The sequence below is a fragment of the Mesorhizobium sp. P2_B5 genome, assembly GCF_056404775.1.
This window is the reverse complement of sequence record NZ_JBFUDJ010000002.1, coordinates 944,448-968,216: the sequence shown is the minus strand read 5'-3', so window position 1 is coordinate 968,216 and position 23,769 is coordinate 944,448. Positions and strand designations below refer to the sequence as shown.

Sequence of the window (23,769 nt, the reverse complement as noted above, 5' to 3'; positions counted from 1 at the left end):
GGAAGGAGGTCAAGCCCATGGCTATCGCACCCATCGGAGCGCTGGAGGCCACGCTTTCGAGCCTGGCCGCAAGCGCCGGCACGCAGCAGCAAGCGATTGCCGCCGCGACGCCGGAGGGCAACCGCATGGTCGGCGCCATGCAGGAAAAGCATGAAGCGGCCAAAGCCGGCGCGGCCGAGCGTGGCGATGCCGCCGCGCAGCCGGGCCAGCAGGTGGCGCAGGCATCGGCCGGCGCCAGCCCGGCCATGGCCGGGCAATCCTCCAATCCTGAAAGAGCCGAACCGATCGTTGAGCGACAGCTGTTTGAATACCTAGCCGAGGCGGAAAAGGCAGGCGGCATGGCGTTCAAAGGGCCATCCGAGATGTTCGGTGCGGCCGTCAACGCATTGAAAGGACCGCTTCAGGGCATGCAGAAGGCCTTCGGAGACCCGGCCTCGTCCGCGAAAGCAACGGCTGGGCAATCGCCCGAGCAGACGACCGGGGCGGCAGACAATCCGACCGATCCGGGGACGAGCGAGGAACTCCTCGACAAATACATCTCGGTCATGTGGGCGGCCGCCAATCTCGAACTGGTGACGAGCAGCGTCACCGCCGCCACCTCGTCGACCAATGCGCTCGTCAAGCAACAGTAGGCGTCAAGGAGTGTTCGTGCCCAACCTGTCCTTACCGCTGTTGACAAGACTGTTGAACGGTTGCGTCGCGCGCGGCCGCTTCGCGCTCGTCTTTCTCGCAATTCTTCTGCTTCAGGCATGTTCGGTGGAGCTCTATTCCGGACTCAACCAGAGGCAGGCAAACGAGATCGTGGCGACGCTGATGCGCCATGGCATCGCGGCGCAAAGCGAAACGGCCAAGGACGGCAAGATGGCGGTTTCGGTGGAGAAAGGCCGCTTCGCCGAAGCCATGGCCATTCTCGATGAGAACGGCTTGCCCAAACAGGAATTTCAGACGCTGGGCGATGTGTTCAAGCGAGGCGGGCTGGTCTCGTCGCCGGTGGAGGAACGGGCGACGATGATCTACGGCCTGAGCCAGGAACTGTCGCAGACGATCTCCGACATAGATGGTGTGCTTTCCGCGCGCGTTCACCTCGTCCTGCCAGAAAACGACCCGCTGCGGCAACAGCTGGTCCCTTCATCGGCGTCGGTCTTCATCCGGCATCGTGCATCGGTTGCGATGAACGAGCTCGTCCCACAGGTCAAGATGCTGGTGGCCAAGGGCGTGGCCGGGCTGACCTATGACAATGTCTCGGTCACGCTCATCCCGGTGGCGGCGCCGGCGCCCGAGGCGGTCACCGAGCCAAGGCTCACGTCGTTCCTCGGCATCTGGCTGCATCCGGACAGCCTCAACGCGGCCATGTGGCTGTTTTGCGGGATGGCGGCGGTCATCCTGGCGTTGGGCTCCCGGCTCTTCTACCTGCAGTGGCGCCGACGCCCGTCCGGGGTCTACGCGCTGGATCCCGCGGCAATCCCGTTGAAGAGGACGTGATGCAGCAAGATCCGGCGCCGAGTGTTGGCTGGCAGGCATTCGTGTCCAATCCCGCCTCCTACGCGGATGCGGCGCGGCTGGTGCCGTGCTTCGACGGTTCGATCGACGAAGCCGCATGCCTGCACATGCTTGGTGCTGAACGCCTGCATGGCCGGCTGTCCGGAATTTTGATGGAGCGCTACGGCCTGACCCTGGAAACCGCGCCGCCTGCCGATGACATCGACCGGGCCATCGCCCTTGCCTCCGGCGAGGTGCTGGAGGACATCGCGCTTCGGTCCGGTGCGATCTATTGGGCCGGCAGTCTGGCCTCGGTCATTGCCGGCCGACAAGCCGCCGCCCTGCAGGCGGCGCTTGGAGCCGATGCCTATGCCTTTGCCCTCGCCAATCGCGACCTGACCGGGCCGCTGCGGCCGACCGGGCCGCTGGAAGATGTCCATGGTCTCGTTTACGAGGACGGCCTGCGTTGCCTTGGCGGCTGGTGTCAGTCGCTGTCCGGCGACATGGGCATGCGCGTGCGTTTGAAGCTCATGCCGCATCCGCTGATCGACCACAAGGCAGACGAAGCCTTCGTCAAGACCGGGCCTGCCATTGTGCGACGAGCGATGGTGCCATGAGCGAACCGCACAAGGCCTCCGGCGGGGTTTCGCTACGCCCCCACGCCCGCATCCTGCGCGCGGCCGAGGCGCGCGAACTGCGAGAGGGCTATGCCCTGGTCGAGAATGCGCGGCGTGAAGCGCAGCAATTGCGGGAGGCCTCGCGGCGCGCCTATGCGGCCGAATATGCGCAGGGCTATGACGACGGCAAGGCGCGAGGCGAGGAGGAAGCCGCCCGCCTGATAAGCGAGGCAGCAGTCAAGGTGGATCGCTACCTCGGCGGTATTCAAAACGAGGTCGTTAGCCTGGCGCTTGGCGTGGTCGAGCGCGTGCTTGGCGAATTCGACGTCGGCACGCTTGTGGCGCAAGCCGCCAAACAAGCCGTTGCCGAACTGCGCAGAGGCAAACATCTGAAGGTCCAGATCCACCCCGGCGCCCTGGACAAGGTGCGCGATGCACTGGACGCGGTGTTGCGTGACAGCCAGCTGGGCATGACGGTCGAGATCGACACGAATGAAAACCTTGCCGCCGGCGCCTGCACCTTGTCGACCGACTTTGCCGTCGTCGACGCAAGCATCGACGGGCAATTGCGGGCCATAGAAGGCGCGATCGCCGCAAGGGCGCAGACATCATGACGGCGCCCGTGTCCGAGAGCGACAGCCGTCTGGCGTCGATCATTCCGAACCTGCGGTCGGTGCTGCGCGATGATGCCAGCCGGCCTCGCAAGGGGCGGGTGCGCAGGGTCACCGGCTGGGTCATCCATGCGACCGTCGAGGAAGCCCGCATCGGCGAGGTCTGCGAACTGTCCGACCCCAGGACCGGAGCCATCGCCAAGGCCGAAATCGTCGGCTTCTTCGACGACATGGCGATCCTGGTTCCGCTTGGCGATGTGGCCGGCCTGTCGAACCTGACGGAAGTGCTTGCGACCGGAAAGGACCAGCGTGTGCCCGTCGGTCCCGGCCTGCTTGGACGCGTCATCAGCCCGCTCGGCGAGCCGTTGGACGGCACCCCGCTTTCGCCGGAAGGCATTACCGGCACCTACGCCGTCAACGCCTATCCGCCATCGCCGCTGGAGCGCAGCCTGATCTCCGAGCCGATCCAGCTCGGCATCCGCGCGCTTGACGGGTTGCTGACCTGCGCGCGTGGCCAACGCGTCGGCATTTTCGGTGAACCCGGCGTCGGTAAGTCGAACCTCCTGTCCGACATCGTCAGCGGCACCGATGCAGATGTGTCCGTGGTTGCCCTTGTCGGCGAGCGCGGTCGCGAGGTGCGCGAATTCCTCGACCGCAAGCTCGGGCCGCACGGGCGCGCGCGGGCGATCGTTGTGGTGGCGACGTCCGACAGGCCTGCAATCGAGCGCGTCAAGGCGGCCTATGTGGCGACCAGCATTGCCGAATATTTTCGCGATCAGGGCAAGCACGTCCTGCTTGCAATGGACAACATCACGCGCTTTGCCCGTGCGCAGCGCGAGATCGGGTTGGCGTCGGGCGAGCCGCCGACGCGCCGCGGCTTCCCATCCTCGCTGTTTGCGGTTTTGCCACGCCTGCTCGAGCGCTCCGGCCCTGGCCGCGTCGGTTCGATCACCGGTCTCTACAACGTCCTTCTGGAAGGCGACGGCACGCTCGATCCCGTCGCGGAGGAGGTCCAGGCCCTTCTCGACGGCCATGTGTTCCTGTCGAACGAACTGGCGCAGCGCAACCATTTCCCCGCCATCGACGTGCTGCGCAGCCGCAGCCGCCTCATGGAAGCGGTCACGCAACCGGCCCATCGCGCCGATGCGGGCCATCTGCGGGCGCTGCTTGCCCGCTATGCTGACATCGAACTTTTGCTGCGTGTCGGTGAGTATGAAAAGGGCAGCGATGCGATCGCGGACGAGGCCGTGGCCAAGATGGAAGCGATCAACGCCTTCCTGCGCCAGCCCTCGGCCACTCAGGAAAATTTCAACGCCACACGTCAACGCATGCGGGACATCGTCAATGACCGACCATAACATGATCGTTCGACTGCGCGAGCTCAGGCGCCGCAGGCAAGACCGCGCGCTGCAGGACGTCATCAAGGGACATGGCGCCGAGCGCAGGGCGGCTGTGATCGCTCGGGATGCCTCCACGGCGGTCAGCCGGCATGTGCAACAAACGGCCGATGCCGAGGATGCGGCGTTCGGTTCCCTCGTTGGCCGGCCGGTCAAGGTCGCCAGCCTGCATGGGCTTCAGGGACGCTTCGAGGCCGCTGCCGGCAGGACCGAGGAATTGCGCGATCGGCAAAAGGCCGCGGATGCGGACAGGGACCGCCTGGCATCGGAACTGTCGGCAGCGCGCCGCCGCCATCATGCGCGCCAGCTGGCGGTGTCGAAACTGGACCGGTTGACGGAGGCCCTGGAGAGGCGCGGCGCGCGTCGCCGTCTCGCATTGCTGGAACTCGCCGAGGAGGATGAACGTGGTTCGTCGCGCTAGGTCCTTCGCAATTGCTTGAAAACAAAAGACACGAGGCGCGCTTCGCCATTCTTGCGGAACGGCAGCGCCACGGCCCGATGACGCGGCCCTGACGGTGGAGATCAACGCAACATGCTGCAGGCTTTGGCGTCAGCCGAAACGATGACGCAACAGGATCGGGAGCAGCGCCAGCACCGCCGGACGGACGGTGCCGAACGGCTGATGCCGGCATCTGTGACGACAACTGAGATGGCGGTGTTGAATGCCTTCTACCGCCGGCGCGGCAAGGCGCGGATCACGGTTGCGGGCGGCAAAACCGAAATTGCCGCCCGGTGGCCGGCAACGGACGCGGCGGAGCAATCCCTGTGCGCGATCGGCGTGACGGTCGGTGCAAAGGGCGCAACATTGCAATTGCCGCTTCGCGCCCTCGAACGGTTGTTGGCCAAGGCGGAGGTTTCGGTGGACCTGAGCGAGCTTGCGCCCCGGCACGCCGCCTTGCTGCTGGAAGCTGTCCTGGCGGACGACATTGAAAGGCTCGAGGGCGCGCTCGGCGAAAAGATAGAGTTCATCTCGGTCGAACGCGGTGCCGCACCGCCGCACACGACACCCTTCGCCTTTGCCTTGACCGGTGATGATCAAACGACGGGATGCACGTTTTTTGCCGACGATGCCGAGCTCGCGGTTCGTATGGCCCGCCTTCTTGACGAGGCCGGCGCACCGCTTCCGGTTCCGGCCGATTTCCCGCTGCTGGTCTGTCTTCGGCGTGACGCCCTCACAATCACCCTTGGCATGCTCCGCAGCCTGCAGCCCGACGATGTCATCCTGCTGGGCGATGCCGAGAAGGACCGAACGGCGGCAATCATTGTCGCGGAGCGATTTTTCGCGCCGGTGCGCCTGACAGCCGCCGGGTCGCAATTGCTTGCCGCGCCGGCGGCAATCGCCGGATCGAACTGGGAGTGGACCATGGATCAGAAGACACCGCCAAGCGGCCAGACATTGGAGGAATCGAGCTTGGACGAGCTGCCCGTTGCGCTCGCCTTCGAGGTCGGCCGCACGGTCATGCCGCTTGGAGACGTCAGGCAGCTTGCGCCTGGTGCCATCGTTGCGTTTCCCGATGCGGTAGAAGAGACGGTCGACATCATGGCCAATGGCAAACGTGTCGGCCGCGGCGAGGTGGTGCGGGTGGGCGACCATCTGGGCGTACGGATCCTGCAGATGTTCGACAATGGTTGAGAATTCGCCCAACCTGCTCGCGATCCTGCTGGCCATCGGCCTTGTCGGCCTGTTGCCCCTGGCCGTCGTCACGATGACGGGCTTTCTGAAGATATCGGTTGTCCTGTTTCTCATCCGCAACGCCCTTGGCGTCCAGCAGATGCCGCCCAATCTCGTGCTCTACGGCATCGCGCTTGTGCTGACCGTCTATGTCACGACCCCGGTGCTGAGCGAGATGATGAACCGGCTTGAAGAGGGGCAGGTCCAGCTCCAGACCACCGACGACATCGCCAGGGCGGCGCAACTGGTTCGCGAGCCGTTGCGGCGGCATCTCATGAAGTTCACCCGGCCGCAGGAGCGGCAGTTCTTCCTCGACGGCACCAGCCGGCTTTGGCCGCCGGAAGCGCGCCAGAACCTCAGGGACGACGATCTCTCGATCCTTGTTCCGGCCTTTGTCGCCTCCGAGTTGACGCGTGCCTTCGAGATCGGCTTTCTGCTTTATCTGCCCTTTCTCATCATCGACATCGTCGTCGCCAATGTCCTGATGACGCTTGGCATGATCATGGTTTCGCCGGTCCTCATTTCGATACCGCTCAAGCTGTTTTTATTCGTCGCCATCGACGGCTGGTCGAGGCTGATGCATGGCCTCATCCTGAGTTACGTTTGAGGCGCAGGAGAGCTGCATGAACGACGATCTTATCCTGGCGAAGGTCCAGGGCGCGCTTATGACTGTGTTGCTCGCGTCCAGCCCGGCAATCGTCGCAGCACTTGCCGTCGGTCTCCTTGTCGGCCTTGCACAGGCGCTGACGCAGATTCAGGACCAGTCGCTGCCGCAGACGATCAAGCTCGTCGTCATCCTACTGGTCATCATGGTCGCCGGCCCTCTGATTGGCCAGCAGATCGCCCAGCAGGCATCGGCGGCGCTGGATGAATTTCCGGCCCTTACGCGCTGAGCCGTAAGACATGGCGGCTGAGCCAATCTTCGCATCCCTCCGGGAGTTTCAGCTCTACCTTCTCGCCGGCAGCTTTGCGCTGGCGCGCCTGATCGGCTTTATGCTTCTGATGCCGCTTTTTTCGCGCGTGCCGCTGTCGGGGCTTCTGCGCAACGGCGTTGCGCTGGCGCTGGCGGTCCCGGTCTTTCCGATGATCGCAAGCAAGCTGGCGAGCGCCGACATCTCGATGACGTTGGTCGTCCTCTATATTTTCAAGGAAGCGGTCGTCGGCGTGACGCTCGGCCTGGCGATGGGGATCCCGTTCTGGGCCGCCGAGGCGGCGGGTGACATTCTCGACCTGCAGCGCGGCTCGACGATGGGGACCTTGATCGATCCCATGATGACCCACGAAACCAGTTCCACTGGCACTTTGCTCGCCGTTACGATGCTCAGCATTTATCTGGCAGCCGGCGGCCTCCAGCTCTCCTTGACCGGCATCTATGACAGCTATGGACTCTGGCCGGTCGACGCGTTCCTGCCCGTGTTCAGCAAGGAGGCAGCCTTGCTGTTCCTGGGCCTGCTCAACCGCATCCTGATGATGGCGCTCACCCTGGTGTTTCCTCTCGTCATCAGCATGCTTTTGTCCGACATCGTGCTGGCATTTCTTGCTCGTGCTTCACCGCATCTCAACGTTTTCGCGCTCTCGCTGGTCGTCAAGACGCTGGTTTTCAGCCTGGTCTTTGTCCTCTACGCCGCGTTCCTCATTTTCTATATGAATCGCGACCTCGGTTTCCTGCATGAGGCCGGCCGGCAAATAGAGGCGATATCCTGTGGAGGCTGTCGCTGAAGCATAGTGGCAGGATCTGTCTGTAGCGTAGGCCTTGGCCGGCCAATAAATAGAATTTATCGGCAAGGAAAGATTATAAGAATTTGACAGGCAGACGAGGCGTCGATGATCTTAGACAGTCACGACCTGACTCTGAACCGTGCATACCTCTGGAAGCCATGGCTTACCCTTCCACGTCACTGATGTCTGAGGATTTGCGGCTCGTCGAGTCAAGCCGGCTGCGCAAGCTTGTCAGAACAGGCGCCTATGAGGGGCACACAACCGGACTTGCGCGCGGCAAACTCCAGGCCAATGTTGTTATTTTGCCGCGCCGCTTTGCCCGCGAATTTCATCAGTTTTGCGTTCGCAATCCGAAACCTTGTCCGCTGGTCGGCATCAACCGCATCGGTAGCCCGTCGTTGCCGACCCTTGGCGACATCGATATCCGTACCGACGCCCCGCAGTACAACATCTATTGTTTCGGCGAGGTCATTGGCTGGAAAACGGACATCATCGATTTGTGGCGCGACGACTTTGCCGCCTTCGCGCTCGGCAGTGCCTTGAGCGTAGACTCAGCGCTTGCTGAAAAGGGTGTGAGACTGCGCAGCACAGACTATCGAAAAACACCGCCCACTTTCCGAACCAGAATCGAGACGTGTCAGGTTGGGCCGTTCGGGGGCGAGATGGTCGCCTCGATGCGGCCGATAAAACGATGCGATGTCGACAAGGTGCGCGCGCTCACCGCGCGTTACCCGCAGGTGCACGGCTCTCCCATCCATGTTGGCGATCCGGCGGCGATCGGTATCAAGGATTTGATGGCGCCCGACTGGGGCGATGCTGTCGAAATCAAGGAAGGTGAAGTCCCTGTATTTTGGGCCAGCAGCCTCACGGCCCAAGATGCCCTTGCACGCGCCGAACTGGCGTTGTGTGTCACGGTATCGCCTGGCCACATGCTGGTTACCGATGTGGATGCGTTTCGATCTTCCCCCGGTTAAGGTTGTGGCGCAACAGGGCGGTGAGTGCCTGCGCTCGTGCATCAATGCGCAGGCGGTTGGATCGGCCTTCTGCATATAGTCGGCGGGCGACAGTTCCTCGGTATCTTCGCACCGACGCTGATCGGATAGGTTCCCAAATATCAATCGCCTGCCTTGTGCAGGGCGTCTTGGTTTGTGATCATGCGAAACGGAAGCTGCTGCGAGCCCGTGGAGGGCAGGAGATAGTTCCCCGTGAACCCTGCAGACAGGAGCCGTCGTGGACGCCAGACCCAATTCCCCTGAAGCACGTGACATCCGCTACCACCTGCATGGCTATACCAACGCCCGCAAACATCAGGAGTCCGGTCCGCTCATCATCGAAAGGGGCGATGGCATCTATGTCGAGGACGTGGCCGGCAATCGCTACATCGAAGCGATGGCGGGCTTGTGGAGCGTAGCCGTCGGCTTCTCGGAAAAGCGGCTGGTCGACGCCGCCACGCGGCAGATGTCGAAGCTGCCCTATTATCACGACTTCGGTTCGAAATCGCATTCGCCGCTGGTCGACCTGGCGGAGAAGCTGGTTCAGATGGCGCCGGTTCCGATGAGCAAGGCGTATTTCACCAATTCAGGCTCCGAGGCCAACGACACGGCGATGAAGATGATGTGGTACCGGTCAAATGCGCTCGGCCAGCCAGGTCGCAAGAAGATCATCAGCCGCAAACGCGGCTATCACGGCGTGACGATTGCCTCGGCTAGCCTGACCGGGCTGCCCAACAACCATCTTTCATTCGACTTGCCGATCGCCAACGTGCTCCACACATCGGCACCGCATTACTGGCGTGATGCGGAGCCGGGTGAAAGCGAAGAACAGTTCGCGAGTCGTCTTGCCGAAGATCTGGAGACGCTGATCCTCGCCGAGGGACCCGAGACCATCGCCGCCTTTTTCGGCGAGCCGATCATGGGTGCGGGCGGGGTCATCGTTCCTCCGGCAGGCTATTGGGAGAAGATCCAGGCGGTGCTGTCGAAATACGACATCCTGCTCGTCGCCGACGAGGTCATCTGCGGCTTTGGCCGGACAGGCCAGATGTTCGGTTCGCAGACCTTCGGCATCAAGCCCGACATTATGGTGCTGTCCAAGCAGCTCTCGTCGTCTTACCTGCCGATTTCGGCGCTTCTCATCAATGAGAAGGTGTTCGAGCCAGTCGCCGACGAGAGCGACCGCATCGGTGTGTTCGGGCATGGCTTCACCGGCGGCGGCCATCCCGTCGCCGCAGCCGTGGCACTGGAGAATCTCAAGCTGATCGAGGAGCGCGACCTTGTCGGCAACGCGCGCACGGTTGGTGCACACATGCAGGCACGGTTGCGCAAGCTCGCTTCGCACCCGCTCGTCGGAGAAGTGCGTGGTGTCGGTCTGATCGCCGCCGTCGAACTGGTCGCCGACCAGACCAGCAAGGCGCCGTGGGGGAAGCCCGGGGCGCTTGGCGGACTGGTAAACGGGTTCCTGCAGCAGAACGGGGTCATCTCGCGCAATATGAGCGATGCGATTGCCTTCTGCCCGCCGCTCATCATTACCGAGACCCAGGTCGATGCGCTGATCGATGCTTTCGAGCGGTCGCTCGCCGCCGCTATGCCGCAGGTTCGACCGCCGGACTGAACAAGGTCTGTGATTGCAGGCGAGTCTTGATGTGGCCGATCGTCATCGAGCGACGCGGCGGGACAGAAGAAGTCAACGGCGGTCTTGTCCGCGCCCATAAGCGGACGTCGATGGTGCACACGCACGCTTTGAACAGGGCGGATTCGGACCTTGCGGTTGTCAGCTTCTGACAGTTTCCCTGCGGCCCGGTGCGCAAATCCGGTAAATGCAAGCGCCAGGAATCGACGGGTTTGCACGGCTCGCACCCTTCTCGTCACAGAACATAAGTTCATATTGACTTTATCGTCGTTTTGACTATTCTGTATGCAGTGCGTCGACGACCGGTCTTCCAAGGTTAGGGGGGATTGGCAGTTTCCTAGCGACGAAACGGCCCGGCTGCGCGCGTATAGAAATAGGTCAGATCCACTATGCCAAGCTGTGCCTGCCGACGTCAGCCGGGGAAATTCGGAAGCTCTCGCTTGGTGCTTTCGATTTTGGTGACCCTTTGCTTGGTCGCAAATGGCTGCGCGACCCGGGCGGGAAACGTGCTCCAACCTCCTGCGGTCACCACGAGCGAGGCCACGCGGGTTAACCTGCTGGTCGCCACAACACGCAAACCGTCGACGGACCCCGACCAACTTTATTCAGGAGAGCGCGGGACGGCGATCTCGTTGGACAGCGTCACTGTCACCACACCTCCGAATCGAAACCGAAAGATCAGTCAGTCCCAGCTGCCTTCACACCGTCTTCCTGATTCCACTCGGGAGTTCGCCATGGCCGAGGTCGACAAAGTCGCAACGGAGAGGCAGGTCTTCGATTGGTTCCGCAAGAACCGAAATGCAAAGCGTCAGGTGCTCATTTTTGTGCACGGCTACAACAACTCTTATGCCGACTCCGTCTTTCGTTTCGCTCAGATCGTTCTCGACACAGGAACCGACGCTGCGCCCATTCTCTTCGCCTGGCCCTCGCGGGCCAGGGTCTTCGACTATCTCTACGACAAGGAGAGCGCGAACTACTCGCGTCGAGCCCTGGAGGACTTGATCCTTCAGGCTTCCATGAGTCCCGACGTCGACGACGTCACCATTCTCGCTCATTCGATGGGGACGTGGCTTGCCGTGGAGGCGTTACGCGGCGTTGCCATGCGTAAAATCGGGATCCCAGCCAAGGTCAGGAATGTCGTCTTGGCGTCTCCGGATATCGACATCGACGTGTTTCGCCGTCAATTTGTCGAAATGGGTCCAAATAAGCCGCGGTTTACCATCTTCACGTCAACACAGGACAAGGCCCTTCAGTTTTCGCGATTGCTATCGGGTGGAATTTCGCGTGTCGGCGGTTCCGATCTCACACCATATACGGCGGTTCTTGAAGAACTTGGAGTTACCGTCATCGACACGAGCGCAATCGGGTCGGGAGATCCACTCGGGCACAATGGGTATGCCGATAGCCCGGAGATTGTTCGGCTGCTGGCGCAGCGCCTAGGCGGTCGATCGGTGACTGCAGGCGAAGCTAAGTTCTCGGATCGCGTAGCGTCACCGACCGTCTACGACCGGCCGTTGCCGCGCAAAACCGCGCCCGCCCCAGTAGACAGCAACGAGGCACGCAAGTTGCTGAAGCGCGAGCCTGTCACGTCGATCGGACAGATCGTTGATGGTCAGATCTCGTACTGAGATATCTGTGTAGACGGCGCGCTCGACCAGACGTAACGAGAGTGATGATCAACGACGAGCCAGCTTGTGGTGGACGTTATGGTCAATATGACCTATTGTGCAATCCGTTGTTTGAGGTAGGACCAACGATGGCGAAGATCAATCCTATTCGTCGAGCTGAAATTGGGCGTGAAAAGCGCGCGCGAACCCGTGCAGAGCTCGTTGCCGCGGCCAACTCGTTGTTCGCCAGACAGGCCGTGGAATCGGTAACAGTCGACGATGTGGTCAGGCAGGCCGCCGTTGCCAAGGGCACGTTCTACGTTCATTTCGATGGTCTCGAGGGCTTGACGGCGGCAGTCGCGGAGGAACTGGTTCAATCTTTCGACGAAATGCTGCAGTCCGACCGGCTCTCACTCGACGATCCTGCCCTTCGGATTGCTTTCGGGTGCAGCGCGTTCATCGATAAGGCCCTCGATGATCCTCGCTGGGCCAGCCTTGTCGCTAGGATGGCGACGGTTGATGCAAAGGGTGGCGAACTCCTCCGAGGCCGAATCTTCGAAGACCTGCAACAGTTCTCAAACAACCTACCGGACGGCGGGGCATCCTCGCACCTGAACCTGGAAATCGTCGTTGGGATCATGCTCCAGCTCATGCGCGCGCTTGGCGAGCGCAGGCTGTCGCCGCTCGATCGTGATGGGGCCATAAGCGCCATCCTGCGCGCGATCGGCCTCAATGCCCGGGAGGCGAAGTCGGTCCTCACGCGCTTGCCTACATCTGCCGACGGCGCAACGTCTGATGGGCCGCGGCAACGGAAGTCTCGGCGCCCGGGTGAGGGAAGCAGCAGGGCCTGACCTTGGAGTGCCGACCCCCACGCGGCGATCTCCGTTATCTGTTTGTTGAGATTGAGACGTTGCGACGGTGCGTTGTCGGTCAAAACATGCGTCCGGCCGGGATGCTTTATCCAACCCTATTCAGCGCTGACCGAGGCCGAGGGCTCGAAGCGTTGCGTCGAGCGCTTGGCTAGTCGTTTCAGGCCGGGGACCTCGCGCAATAATTCCGCGCGTCACCTCCAGCCATATTCCTATTGCGATGTCGGCTGCCAACTCAACGTCGCGCACGCTCACTCGGCCCTGAGCAATCGCTTCCTCGATGTCCGCCTTGAGGTTCGCACGAACCCCCCTGCCGAACTCAACGGATGATTGTGAGCTCTGAATAACAAGACGAGCCCAGTCCGTGTCCGCGCTCGCTCTCTCCAGGAATTTCATGAACGCGAAAGAGAGGCGCTCAATCGGATCCTGCCGCTCGAGCCTCGCAGGCGACAGCAGCTCATCAAAGCTCTGACTGAGCCCGGCCCCCACCGCAGCGGCCAAATCTCCGATGCTCTTGAAATGGCAGTAGAAGGTCCCCTTGGCAACGCCCGCAGCCTCGACCACAGCATCCACCGTAACCGCCTCGAGCGTACGCCCCCCAAGGAGCGTCGCGCCTGCTTCCACGATCTGCGCACGCGTCCGCGCCCGCTTCTCGCGCCCTATCTCCGCCCTGCGCGCCACATCAACTTTTGCCACGCGTCATGTCCTTTTTGCATCGCACCATTACGCAATTCTCATATTGACCATATAGTCGTTTTGACATATGAGTGCAAATTGAAAATTGAATGGTGCGATGCGGACAGCGAAGGGCCGCGAGGTCACGCTCGGTGAGAAGGAAAGCATTCGATGAACGTTCAGTCCCAGAAGGATTTCCGAACGGCGGAACGGCGTCTCCCTTTCGAATGCATCGCGTTGGTGCTGCAGGGCGGCGGGGCCCTAGGAGCCTATCAGGCTGGCGTCTACGAAGCCCTTGCGGAAGCCGGCATTCATCCAGATTGGGTTGCCGGCGTCTCCATTGGCGCCATCAACTCCGCGATCATCGCTGGAAACGAGCCGGCCGAACGGGTTGCGAAGCTGCGGACCTTCTGGCGCGAGATCACTGCCAGTCCGCTTCTCGACTGGACTGCCGCCACAGACGCTCTTACTCCGACGGGCAATCTGCCGCGCGCACTCTTCAATCAATTCAGTGCAGCCTGCGCGCTCGTCGCCGGCGCCCCAGGCTTCTTCAGCCTGCGGCAGCCCGCGCCCTGGCTGCACTCGGATGGCTCGCTCCAAGGTACAAGCTTCTACGACACCAGCCGCCTGAAGAGCACTCTGGAGCGGCTTGTGGACTTCGACCGGATCAACGCGGGCGGCATGCGTTTCAGTGTCGGCGCGGTGAACGTGCGGACAGGAAATCTCGTCTACTTCGACAATGAGACGCATACGATCCGGCCCGAGCACGTGATGGCCAGCGGCTCGCTTCCGCCCGGCTTCCCTGCGGTCGAGATCGAGGGCGAGCTCTACTGGGACGGCGGCCTCGTTTCCAACACGCCGCTGCAGTGGGTCGTCGAGCACGGGACGCGGCAAGACACGATTGCCTTCCAGGTCGACCTGTGGAGCGCGCGCGGTGAGATACCGCGCAACCTGGCCGACGTCGCGGCGCGGCAAAAAGACATCCAGTATTCGAGCCGCTCACGCGCCCATACCGACCAGTTCAAGCAGTACCAGCGCGCCCGGCACGCTCTCGCCAGCCTGCTTTCGAAGCTTCCGCCCGACTTGCTTGCCAGCGAAGAGGCAAGAATGCTGGGCGGGATTGCAGACCACAAGGTCTACAAGCTCGTGCACCTCATCTACCGCGCAAAACAGTATGAAGACCACTCGAAGGACTACGAGTTCTCGCGCTTGTCGATGGAGGAGCATTGGCGGGCCGGTTACTTCGATGCCATTCGCACATTGCGCCATCCTGAGGCACTGGGTCGGCCGGACAATCTGGACGGGGTCAGCACCTATGACCTTGCCATCGACGGGCTGGAATAGAGGTCAGCCCAAGACGACTGACGGCCCCTCCCGGTCGCGAAGGCGACCCGGCTTCTCCTGAAACGAACCGCTCGATCCAGCCAAAGGAATTTCAGACATGCATCAAGACACCGTCCGGGCGAAGGCTTTCGCCATGCCCCTGACCAGCCCGGCCTATCCGGCCGGGCCATATCGCTTCCGAAACCGGGAGTATCTGATCATCACATATCGCACCGATCCGCAGAAGCTGCGCGACCTGGTGCCGGAGCCACTTCAGGTCGTCGAGCCGCTCGTGAAATTCGAGTTCATTCGCATGCCGGACTCGACAGGCTTTGGCGATTACACCGAAAGCGGGCAGGTCATCCCGGTCTCCTTCGGAGGCCGAAAGGGCAGCTACACCCACTGCATGTTTCTCGATGACCATCCGCCGATCGCCGGCGGACGCGAGTTGTGGGGTTTTCCAAAGAAGCTCGCCAGCCCAACGCTTCGAACGGAGACGGATACGCTTGTTGGCACGCTCAACTACGGCCCCGTCCGCGTCGCGACGGGCACCATGGGCTACAAGCACCGAGCCGCCGACCTCGCGAGCGTGAAGGCCTCGCTCGCCCAACCGAACTTCCTGCTCAAGATCATCCCGCATGTCGACGGCACGCCGCGCATCTGCGAGCTCGTCGAATACCACCTGGAGGACATCGATCTGAAAGGCGCCTGGACCGGCCCGGCAGCCTTGAACCTTTGGTCACACGCACTGGCGCCGGTCGCCGAGCTGCCGGTCCTGGAAGTGGTATCGGCGGTTCACATCGTCGCAGATCTCACGCTCGCGCTCGGCAAGGTCGTGCATGACTACCTTGTGCAGGCCGAGCCGCGCCATCGGAAAGGAAGAATCCATGAACTTGCAGACTGAGATCTCATCGAACAAGCGCACCGATGGAGCCGGCGGACGGCTCCTGGACAAGGTGGCGGTGATCACTGGAGCCGCGAGCGGCATCGGCAAGGAGATAGCGCTCAGCTTCGCCCGTGAGGGAGCAAAGGTGGTCATCGCGGATATTGATCCGACCGCGGCGCAAAAAGCCGCGTCCGAGATCGATCCGATGGGCAAGCGTGCGCTCGGGGTTGGCATGGATGTCAGCAGCGAGGAGCAGGTGGAAAGCGGAATGGCGAAGGCGATCGAAGTCTTCGGGCGCCTCGACATCCTGGTCAGCAACGCCGGCGTCCAGATCGTGGCGCCGATAGTGGAGTTCGAATTCGCGAAATGGCGGAAGCTGCTTTCCATCCACCTCGACGGGGCCTTCCTGACGACCCGTGCAGCCTTGCGGCAGATGTACGGCCAGAACAGCGGCTGCATCATCTATATGGGATCCGTGCATTCCAAGGAGGCGTCGCCGCTCAAGGCTCCTTACGTCACCGCCAAGCACGGCCTCGTTGGCCTGGCGAAGGTCGTGGCGAAGGAGGGGGCCGCGCACGGCGTGCGCGCCAACGTGATATGCCCCGGGTTTGTGCTGACGCCGCTCGTCGAGAAGCAGATCCCCGAACAGGCGCGCGAGCTAGGACTCTCCGAGGCGGACGTGGTCAAGACCATGATGCTGAAGGAGACGGTCGACGGCGAATTCACGACGGTCCAGGACGTTGCGGAAGCAGCGCTGTTCCTGGCGGCCTTCCCATCGAACGCACTGACCGGCCAGTCGATGGTGGTCAGCCACGGATGGTTCATGCAGTAGCGGGGTTCGGAGACGCGCGTCCCATCGCGCGCTTCCGTCCTTGTCCAGATCGATCTCCACTTATTCGTCGTACCTTTTTTGCATAGCACAATTGTACGATTCTCATATTGACTATATAGTCGATTTGACATATACGTTCAGTATGAAATCGAAGCCCCGGCCGCTAAACCGGAGCTCCTTCATCATCAGTTCCCTGCAACCCCGATCCTTTCGAGCGGAGGCTTTCATGCGCCTATCGTACGGCAAATTCCTTTGTGTCTGTCTCGCCGCCCTTTGTCTTGCTGGCTGTTCCGAACAGGAGAAGGCAGCATCTCCAGCACCGCGGCAGGCGCGGGCAGTGGTGGTGACGCCTCACAAGCTCGCCACGGTGGCGCAGGGCGCCGGTCGCGTCCAGTCGCGTTATGTCAGCGACGTCGGCTTCGAAGTCGGCGGTCGGATCATCTCGCGCGATGTCGACATAGGCGCGATCGTCAAGAAAGGTCAGAAGCTCGCTGAGCTCAGTGCCGTCGATTACCGCAACAAGGTGGCCGCCGCGGAGGCCGATCTCACGGCGGCCAAGGCCACGTTCGTCCAGGTCGTGGCCCAGGAGGAACGCTTCCGCATTCTGCTCGGCAAGGGCTTTACCACCCGTTCCCAGTACGACGAGGCGCTGAAGTCGCTGCAGAGCGCACGAGCTGCCGTCCAGGCGGCCGAAGCCAATCTCCGCATCGCTCAAAACCAGCTCGGCTACACGCAGTTGCTTGCACCCGACGATGGCATCGTGACGGCAACGGCGGCGGACCCTGGTCAGGTCGTGGCCGCGGGCCAGATGGTCGTCGAGATCTCCCGCAATGACGCGCGCGAGGCGGACTTCGCTGTCGCCGGCGAAGACATCGCCGGGGCAAAGCTCGGCATGGCAGTGAACGTTTCGATCCAGGGCCGGCCAGAGATCGCAGTCATCGGCACGATCCGCGAGATTTCGCCCGAGGCGGACAGCACGACCGGCACCTATCAGGTCAAGGTGGCGCTGGCCTCGCCACCACCAGAGATGCGGCTGGGGGCAGTCGTCGTAGGCCGCGTCGAAAGCGAAGGAGCCCAGGAGGTCACCACACTACCCCCGACCGCACTGCTGCAGTCCGGAGACAAGCCGCAGGTCTGGGTGATTGGCGGTGACGGAAAGGTTCAGCGCCGGAACGTCCAGCTGCTTCAATTCGATACGGACTCCGTGGTGGTCAGCCACGGTCTTTCGGCAGGAGAGAAGGTCGTGACAGCCGGCGTCAATTCGCTGGCAGACGGTGAATTGGTCAACGCTGAGACGGAGGTGAAGTGATGACACGCTTTAATCTTTCAGAATGGGCCGTCCACAACCGGGCCATCGTCGTATTCCTCATGCTTGTCTGCGTCATCGGTGGCATCAGCGCCTATGAGCGACTTGGCCGGCAGGAGGATCCGGACTTCACCGTGCAAACCATGGTGGTCCAGGCGGTCTGGCCCGGGGCCACCGCGACCGATATGCTCACTGAGGTGACCGACAGGCTGGAGAAGAAGCTCGAAGAAACTCCCAAGCTGGATTACCTCAAGAGCTACACCAAACCCGGCCAGGCAACGATTTTCGTCTACCTCAAGGAGTCGACGCCCAAGAGCGATCTCGACGCCATCTGGTACCAGGTCCGCAAGAAGGTCAGCGACGTTCAGGCGACGCTTCCCCCTGGCGTGATCGGCCCCTTCTTCAACGACGAGTTTGGCGACGTCTTCGGCGTCATCTACGGAATCACCTACGACGGCTTCACGCCACGAGAGGCCCGTGACTTCGCCGAGACGGCGCGGACCGAGTTCCTGCGTTCGTCCGATGTCGGCAAGGTCGAGATTTTTGGTGACCAGGACGAGAAGATCTATCTCAGCTTCTCACCCCAGAAGCTCGCCAATCTCAAGCTCAATCTCGACGAAGTGCTGACGGCGATCGCCCGCCAGAACGCCGTTGTGCCCTCCGGCGTCATCAACACGCCGCACGAGAACATGCTTGTCGACGTCACGGGCTCGCTCTTGACGCCAGAGAATGTTGCGAACCTCAACCTCTGGATCGATGGGCGCTTCTACAAACTCACTGACATCGCCAACGTTCAACGCGGCTACAGCGACCCGCCCACGAAGATGTTCCGCGTCAACGGCAAGCCGGCTATCGGCATTGGCATCAACATGCGCGAGGGCGGCAACAACCTCGAATTCGGCGAAGGCCTGCACGAAGCGGCCAAACGCCTGACGCAACGCGTTCCCGTCGGCATTAATCTCAATCTGGTTTCGGATCAGCCCGAGATCGTGCGCGAGGCCATCGGCGAATTCACCAAGGCGCTGGTCGAGGCGATTGTCATTGTGCTCGCCGTCAGCTTCCTCAGCCTCGGGCTCAGGGCAGGGCTCGTGGTTGCCCTGTCAATACCGCTCGTACTCGCGATCGTCTTTATCGCCATGGAGGCGATCGGCATCAGCTTGCAGCGTATCTCGCTCGGCGCTCTCATCATCGCGCTCGGCCTGCTGGTGGATGATGCGATGATCACTATCGAGATGATGATCTCGAAGATCGAGGAAGGCATGGAAAAAATTAAGGCGGCTACCTTCGCCTACACTTCTACCGCCTTCCCCATGTTATCGGGAACTCTGATCACGATCCTCGGCTTCCTGCCGATCGGCTTCGCCGACAACAACACCGGGCAGTATACGTTTTCGCTGTTTGCCGTCATTGGGGTTGCGCTGGTTGCGTCCTGGTTCGTGGCCGTGATCTTCGCGCCGGTAATCGGGCTTTCCTTGCTGCCTTCCCGCATGAAGGCGCACGCCCATGGGCCTGGCCGCTTCATGCGCACTTTCATCGGCTTGCTCGGTTTCAGCATGCGGCACCGCTGGCTCACCATCGCCGCCTCGCTTGCCGCCTTCGGCGCCTCGCTCTACGGCATGGGTTTTGTGCAGCAGCAGTTCTTCCCGGCGTCGAACCGGCCAGAGCTTGTGGTTACGATGACGCTGCCGAAGAATGCCTCGATCGCCGCGACCGAGACGGAGACGAAACGGCTGGAACAGTGGCTTGCCAGCGACCCGGACATCGCCCGCTTTTCTTCCTATGTCGGCGGTGGCGCCATCCGCTTCTATCTGCCGCTCGACGTTCAGCTCGACAACGACTTCATGGCGGAGACCGTGGTCGTTGCGAAGGACCTCGAGGCGCGTGACCGCGTTCTGGTGAAGCTCGAGACGCTGTTTGCCGACAGCTTCCCGGACGTGAAGGCTCGCATCTCGCGCTTGGAACTCGGGCCGCCCGTCGGCTGGCCGGTGCAATACCGGGTGAGCGCGCCGACGGCCGACGAGGCGAGGGAGCACGCGGAGGAACTTGCAAATGTGCTGCGGTCATCCGGACTCGTGCGAAACGTCAACTACGACTGGGCGGAGAAGAGCAAGGAGCTGCGCATCGAGGTCAATCAGGATCGCGTGCGTCAGGCTGGCCTGAGCTCGCAACAGGTCGCGCAGGCACTCGATCGCGTGGTCAGCGGTTCGACGGTCACTCAGCTTCGCGACTCAATCTATCTGGTCGATGTCGTTGCACGGGCCGAGAGCAGCGAGCGCTCAAGCGTTGAGGCCTTACGCAATCTTCAGATCCCCACCGCGACAGGCGCCTCAGTGCCCCTGCGCGAGATTGCCGAGTTCCAGTATGATCTCGACGAGGGTTATATCTGGCGTCGCGGCCGCCTGCCCACCATCACAGTTCAGGCGGAACCGCTGCCAGGGCTGCAGCCCGCCTCAGTTCACGAGCAACTCGCAGGCGCGATTGAGGCGCTGCACAAGTCGATGCCGGCGGGCACTCTGATTGAGACCGGCGGTACGGTCGAGAAGAGCGGCCAAAGCAACGCCGCGCTATTGGCCCAGTTTCCGCTGATGATCACGCTGATGCTTACCGTACTCATCGTGCAGCTAGGCAGCTTCCGCCGGATGGCGATGGTGATCAGCGTGGCGCCGCTAGGCCTCATCGGGGTCGCGATCGCGCTGCTGACCACGAGTACGCCGATGGGCTTCATCGCCATCCTCGGGATCATCGCACTTGCAGGCATGATCATCCGCAACTCCGTGATCCTAGTCGATCAAATCGAGCATGAGCGTGGGCGCGGAATCGATCCGTGGCAGGCGGTGATCGACGCGACCACCCACAGGTTCAGGCCGATCATGCTGACCGCGGCTGCAGCCATCCTTGGCATGATCCCCATCATGCACGACGTGTTCTGGGGGCCGATGGCCTACGCCATTGTCGGGGGGCTCGCCGTGGCCACGGTGCTGACCCTGGTCTTTCTCCCGGCCCTCTATGTCGCGGTCAATCGCATCCAGGAGAAGGACGAGCCGACGGCATCGGCCGAGCCGGATGCGATTGCGGCCCCCATGCTCGCACCTCAGTACTGAGAAAGGGACCGGTATGCCGCAAACGTCGTCCTCTCTCCTTCATCGATACTTTGGATCGGATGCCACGATATACGCCGGATCGGGCGAGACCGCCCGCGAATATGCCGACAAGATGCTGCTCTCAGCGCTGCAGGAAGCGCAATCGGCGGCGCGCTCGTACGACACGCGGGCCCAGATCGTCGGCGTGGGCTACATCCTCGCGCTCAACCTGGTGCTGCGGTTCGGCGATCTGTTGCCGATCCATGCGCCAATCGGGCCGCTGTTTTATGCGGTCGTTTGGGGGGTCGTGATCATGCCGATCATGCAGTTCGGCCACGTTCTTTATCCGAGCCGGATGCGCGTGGAAAAGGAATTCAATGGCAAGGTGTGCGGGGCTTCCGCCGTCGCACCGGTCTACTATGTCGAACCCAGCTCCTTCTCCGATATCCGTGCCCTGGTCCACCAGGCTTTGAAGTCCGATTGGACCTCGGTACTGGCCACCGAATTGCTGAAGACATCGCGTGTCCGGACCATCAAGCAGGCGCGCTTCCACCGCGGCCTGCTGATGACCGGTTTGTCCTTCATCGTGCTGGGTGGCGAGCAGTTTGTTCGAAGTTTCACGCTGGCCTCATGAGCAACATGACAGATTTGAACGAAACCACGAGCTATGAGGCCGGGAAGCGGAGCAGCCGACCTCACCTGATTTTCCAACGCTACCGCTAGGGGGATTCTCGGCTCGGCAAGGACCAACTTCCTCGGCCAGGCCGGCGCCCGACCGGAAACTTCAAGAAGAGTCGCATGACTATGGATCCAGCAACCATCACCGCCGTCTCCGCACTGGCCGGTTCCGCCATTGGCGCCTTGTCATCCGTCGCTACAAGCTGGCTCACCCAGCATCGTCAGAATCGTGTGCAGCGGCTTGAGCAGGAGGCTTCGCGTCGCGAGCGGCTGTTCGGCGAGTTCATCGACCAAGCATCGAGGGCCTATGCTGACGGAGTGGTCCAGGAACGCCTGGATGACCCGGCCAAGCTGGTCCCGATGTATACCGCCATCAGCAAGCTTCGCCTGTTTGCGATGCCAAGCACCATCGGGGCTGCCGAGGCAGTGCTTGAACACGTCGTCACGACATACGAGACGACTTCGTCTGCCTTGGCGGCCCGGAACTCGCGCGTGGCTGCCCATGACATTCTGCGGGCATTTGCAGAGGCTTGCCGCGCGGAGTTGACGTCCGTGCGCTAACTCCTGGAAGACTTGCACGCTGAACAAATTCATCAGCGCCGCGCCTATGCCAGAAGAAGCCAGCTTGCCGTCCAATATAGCGGGATGGGAAGTCTGTTCACGGCAGAAACGCTCGCCGTCCCCTGGAGCACGGCTCCGAACGTTCGCAAACGAAGTTAGCTAAGGTCGACTGTATGCGCCACGGAACGATGCGGAACGATACGGGAAGATTTCTGATTTTGGCCCACGAAAAACTCAATAATATCAACAATCTTAATACGCCCTCCGGGCCCACCAACTTGTTACAAATCAGTGGCTTGCGCTTAATTCTTTGAGTTTGAATTGAGCGTCATCGGGTAAGTCTCTGCCTTTGAGTGAAATGGTTTGGGCCCATTCGTCAATTTTCTCCGTCTCGTCGATGGCACCCGTCACACGTAGTTCGACACTCCCGGTTTCGAAAGACCCTTCGGCGATTCGTGCGGTATTCGGCGGCAACGACGTGCAATTAGGCGGGGTTCCGAACTCGGCCGTGCACGTCCCCCGCCAGTACTGGCCGTCGATGGCCAAAATCATCGGGGAAATCTTGGTACCTAGCGCGCAACGCTCGCTTGAGATCCTCATACTCGAGGGCGTCGGCGAGAACTGACTATCCCGCCTTCGCAAAAAGGGCCATCGTTGCGCGGATGTCGACAGCTACTCCTTCAGGCTGCGCGGCCGAAGCGATCGACCCTGAAATCGTCGAGCGGCGTTTCGCAACGGTCGGTCATGATGAGCTCGGCCATGGCATCGCCCACGCCCGGACCGAGCTGGAAGCCGTGTCCGCTGAAGCCGAAAGCGTGGAACAGGCCTGGCGTCGTCGCCGAGCGTCCCATGATCGGCAGCATGTCTCTGACATAACCCTCGCAGCCGGACCAAGTGCGAATGACTGTAGCCTGCGCGATCGCCGGCAGCAGCCGCGCGACGGCGCGCAATTGCAATGGAAGGCGCATGGGATCGGCGCTGGCGTGGCCTGGATCGAGATTCACCGCCACTCTTTCGGCCGCTCCGCCGAAGACGATGTTGCCCCGCTCGACCTGACGCAGATAGGCGCCATGGTCCTTGTTGCGCGTCCAGATGCCGACCACCGGCAAGATCTGATGCGGCAGCGGCTCGGTCACGCCCATCTGCGGGCCACGGGCGTCGAGCGGAACCGCTTCGCCGAACTGCGCGGCGATGCGCGCGCCCCAAGCACCGGCGGTGTTGAGCAGACACTCGGCGGCGAATGCACCTTTTGAACTGGCTACAAGGAAGCTGGAGCCCGTGTGCCGGATCGTCTCGACCTCAGTCGCCTCGACGATTTCGGCGCCCAGCCTGCGGGCTGCCTCGGCAAAGGCCGGTGCGATCAGCCGGGGATTGCCGCTGCCATCGTGCGGCGAGAACGACGCCGCGATAGCATCAGGACCGAGACCGGGAAAACGGGCGCGAATCTCGCGCGGGTTGAGCTCCTCCAGCTCAAGCCCCCAGGGCAGCGCCGCTTCGGCATAGGCCCGCATGGCGGCGAGGCTATCTTCATCGAAGATCAGCCGGATATGGCCGGTAGCGCGGAATTCCACGTCGCGGCCAAGCATTTTTTCGGCATCGCCCCACAGGCTGAGCGAGCGATGGGCCAGTGGAAGCTGGGACAGATGACGCCCCGTGCGCCGGATGTTGCCGAAGGAGGCAACCGTGGCTCCAGCACCGATCCGGTTGCGCTCGATCAACGTCACGCGCGCGCCGCGCCGGGCCAGGAAATAGGCCGAAGCCGTTCCCATCAGTCCGCCGCCCAGAACGATCACATCCATGGCGCCCTCTTGCAGTGAATCCTTGACCAATCT

24 protein-coding genes are annotated in these 23,769 nt (G+C 62.0%); 21 read left to right on the top strand and 3 right to left on the bottom strand.

Annotated features, from left to right (window positions below):
* The first annotated feature begins 17 nt into the window (after positions 1 to 17).
* The 14 genes from AC1D1N_RS11090 to AC1D1N_RS11025 all read left to right on the top strand — a co-directional run bounded on the left by AC1D1N_RS11090 (position 18) and on the right by AC1D1N_RS11025 (position 12,578).
* Entirely contained in the window at positions 18 to 632 is a 615-nt protein-coding gene (locus AC1D1N_RS11090; protein ID WP_477348517.1) for a hypothetical protein, read from the top strand.
* Between the two features lie 10 nt (positions 633 to 642).
* Positions 643 to 1,482: a type III secretion system inner membrane ring lipoprotein SctJ gene (gene sctJ, locus AC1D1N_RS11085; protein ID WP_477348516.1), complete on the top strand. Its 840-nt coding sequence runs from the start codon at positions 643 to 645 to the stop codon at positions 1,480 to 1,482.
* Complete coding sequence (locus AC1D1N_RS11080) at positions 1,482 to 2,096, top strand: hypothetical protein (protein ID WP_477348514.1); 615 nt, start codon at positions 1,482 to 1,484, stop codon at positions 2,094 to 2,096. Before sctJ ends, AC1D1N_RS11080 begins: the two co-directional genes overlap by 1 nt.
* Entirely contained in the window at positions 2,093 to 2,710 is a 618-nt protein-coding gene (gene sctL / locus AC1D1N_RS11075) for a type III secretion system stator protein SctL (protein WP_477348512.1), read from the top strand. Before AC1D1N_RS11080 ends, sctL begins: the two co-directional genes overlap by 4 nt.
* Positions 2,707 to 4,065: a FliI/YscN family ATPase gene (locus AC1D1N_RS11070; protein WP_477348511.1), complete on the top strand. Its 1,359-nt coding sequence runs from the start codon at positions 2,707 to 2,709 to the stop codon at positions 4,063 to 4,065. Before sctL ends, AC1D1N_RS11070 begins: the two co-directional genes overlap by 4 nt.
* On the top strand, positions 4,052 to 4,525 hold the full coding sequence (locus tag AC1D1N_RS11065) for a hypothetical protein (RefSeq protein WP_477348509.1): 474 nt from the start codon (positions 4,052 to 4,054) through the stop codon (positions 4,523 to 4,525). The genes AC1D1N_RS11070 and AC1D1N_RS11065 overlap by 14 nt, the downstream gene beginning before the upstream one ends.
* A gap of 111 nt (positions 4,526 to 4,636) precedes the next feature.
* Complete coding sequence (gene sctQ, locus AC1D1N_RS11060) at positions 4,637 to 5,737, top strand: type III secretion system cytoplasmic ring protein SctQ (protein ID WP_477348507.1); 1,101 nt, start codon at positions 4,637 to 4,639, stop codon at positions 5,735 to 5,737.
* Positions 5,730 to 6,383 (top strand): type III secretion system export apparatus subunit SctR, encoded by a 654-nt coding sequence (gene sctR / locus AC1D1N_RS11055; RefSeq protein ID WP_112563216.1) that lies wholly within the window; start codon positions 5,730 to 5,732, stop codon positions 6,381 to 6,383. The genes sctQ and sctR overlap by 8 nt, the downstream gene beginning before the upstream one ends.
* A gap of 16 nt (positions 6,384 to 6,399) precedes the next feature.
* Positions 6,400 to 6,669 carry an EscS/YscS/HrcS family type III secretion system export apparatus protein gene (locus AC1D1N_RS11050; RefSeq protein WP_477348505.1) on the top strand — a complete coding sequence of 90 codons (270 nt, stop codon included), beginning with the start codon at positions 6,400 to 6,402 and terminating at the stop codon, positions 6,667 to 6,669.
* A gap of 10 nt (positions 6,670 to 6,679) precedes the next feature.
* Positions 6,680 to 7,495, top strand: coding sequence for a type III secretion system export apparatus subunit SctT (sctT, locus tag AC1D1N_RS11045; protein ID WP_477348503.1), 816 nt, complete (start codon positions 6,680 to 6,682; stop codon positions 7,493 to 7,495).
* Between the two features lie 158 nt (positions 7,496 to 7,653).
* Positions 7,654 to 8,469 (top strand): D-glutamate cyclase family protein, encoded by an 816-nt coding sequence (locus AC1D1N_RS11040; RefSeq protein ID WP_477348501.1) that lies wholly within the window; start codon positions 7,654 to 7,656, stop codon positions 8,467 to 8,469.
* 256 nt (positions 8,470 to 8,725) lie between these two features.
* A complete protein-coding gene (locus AC1D1N_RS11035) occupies positions 8,726 to 10,102 on the top strand; it encodes an aspartate aminotransferase family protein (RefSeq protein ID WP_477348500.1) in 1,377 nt (458 codons plus the stop codon).
* Positions 10,103 to 10,854: 752 nt separating this feature from the next.
* Positions 10,855 to 11,748 carry an alpha/beta hydrolase gene (locus tag AC1D1N_RS11030; RefSeq protein WP_477348498.1) on the top strand — a complete coding sequence of 298 codons (894 nt, stop codon included), beginning with the start codon at positions 10,855 to 10,857 and terminating at the stop codon, positions 11,746 to 11,748.
* 128 nt (positions 11,749 to 11,876) lie between these two features.
* Entirely contained in the window at positions 11,877 to 12,578 is a 702-nt protein-coding gene (locus tag AC1D1N_RS11025; RefSeq protein WP_477348496.1) for a TetR/AcrR family transcriptional regulator, read from the top strand.
* Between the two features lie 120 nt (positions 12,579 to 12,698).
* On the opposite strand, the gene AC1D1N_RS11020 is transcribed toward AC1D1N_RS11025, so the two are convergent.
* Entirely contained in the window at positions 12,699 to 13,292 is a 594-nt protein-coding gene (locus AC1D1N_RS11020; protein ID WP_477348494.1) for a TetR/AcrR family transcriptional regulator, read from the bottom strand.
* 150 nt (positions 13,293 to 13,442) lie between these two features.
* Between AC1D1N_RS11020 and AC1D1N_RS11015 the strand changes: the two genes are divergently transcribed.
* From AC1D1N_RS11015 to AC1D1N_RS10985, 7 genes are all read left to right on the top strand, one after another.
* A complete protein-coding gene (locus tag AC1D1N_RS11015; protein ID WP_477348492.1) occupies positions 13,443 to 14,615 on the top strand; it encodes a patatin-like phospholipase family protein in 1,173 nt (390 codons plus the stop codon).
* 97 nt (positions 14,616 to 14,712) lie between these two features.
* The gene (locus tag AC1D1N_RS11010; RefSeq protein WP_477348490.1) at positions 14,713 to 15,498 is read left to right on the top strand and encodes an acetoacetate decarboxylase; all 786 of its coding nucleotides are present in this window, start codon (positions 14,713 to 14,715) and stop codon (positions 15,496 to 15,498) included.
* Complete coding sequence (locus AC1D1N_RS11005; protein ID WP_477348488.1) at positions 15,488 to 16,312, top strand: 3-hydroxybutyrate dehydrogenase; 825 nt, start codon at positions 15,488 to 15,490, stop codon at positions 16,310 to 16,312. The genes AC1D1N_RS11010 and AC1D1N_RS11005 overlap by 11 nt, the downstream gene beginning before the upstream one ends.
* 337 nt (positions 16,313 to 16,649) lie before the next feature.
* Positions 16,650 to 17,621, top strand: coding sequence for an efflux RND transporter periplasmic adaptor subunit (locus AC1D1N_RS11000; RefSeq protein WP_477348486.1), 972 nt, complete (start codon positions 16,650 to 16,652; stop codon positions 17,619 to 17,621).
* Positions 17,621 to 20,719, top strand: a complete 3,099-nt coding sequence (locus AC1D1N_RS10995) for an efflux RND transporter permease subunit (RefSeq protein ID WP_477348484.1) — start codon at positions 17,621 to 17,623, stop codon at positions 20,717 to 20,719. Before AC1D1N_RS11000 ends, AC1D1N_RS10995 begins: the two co-directional genes overlap by 1 nt.
* Before the next feature lie 13 nt (positions 20,720 to 20,732).
* The gene (locus AC1D1N_RS10990; RefSeq protein WP_477348482.1) at positions 20,733 to 21,332 is read left to right on the top strand and encodes a hypothetical protein; all 600 of its coding nucleotides are present in this window, start codon (positions 20,733 to 20,735) and stop codon (positions 21,330 to 21,332) included.
* A gap of 164 nt (positions 21,333 to 21,496) precedes the next feature.
* A complete protein-coding gene (locus AC1D1N_RS10985) occupies positions 21,497 to 21,937 on the top strand; it encodes a hypothetical protein (protein WP_477348480.1) in 441 nt (146 codons plus the stop codon).
* Positions 21,938 to 22,225: 288 nt separating this feature from the next.
* Here AC1D1N_RS10985 and AC1D1N_RS10980 read toward each other — a convergent pair whose 3' ends face one another.
* Together AC1D1N_RS10980 and AC1D1N_RS10975 are read right to left on the bottom strand one after the other, a co-directional pair.
* Positions 22,226 to 22,489: a hypothetical protein gene (locus AC1D1N_RS10980; RefSeq protein ID WP_477348478.1), complete on the bottom strand. Its 264-nt coding sequence runs from the start codon at positions 22,487 to 22,489 to the stop codon at positions 22,226 to 22,228.
* A 128-nt stretch (positions 22,490 to 22,617) separates the two neighbouring features.
* The gene (locus AC1D1N_RS10975) at positions 22,618 to 23,736 is read right to left on the bottom strand and encodes an NAD(P)/FAD-dependent oxidoreductase (protein WP_477348477.1); all 1,119 of its coding nucleotides are present in this window, start codon (positions 23,734 to 23,736) and stop codon (positions 22,618 to 22,620) included.
* Positions 23,737 to 23,769 lie beyond the last annotated feature (33 nt).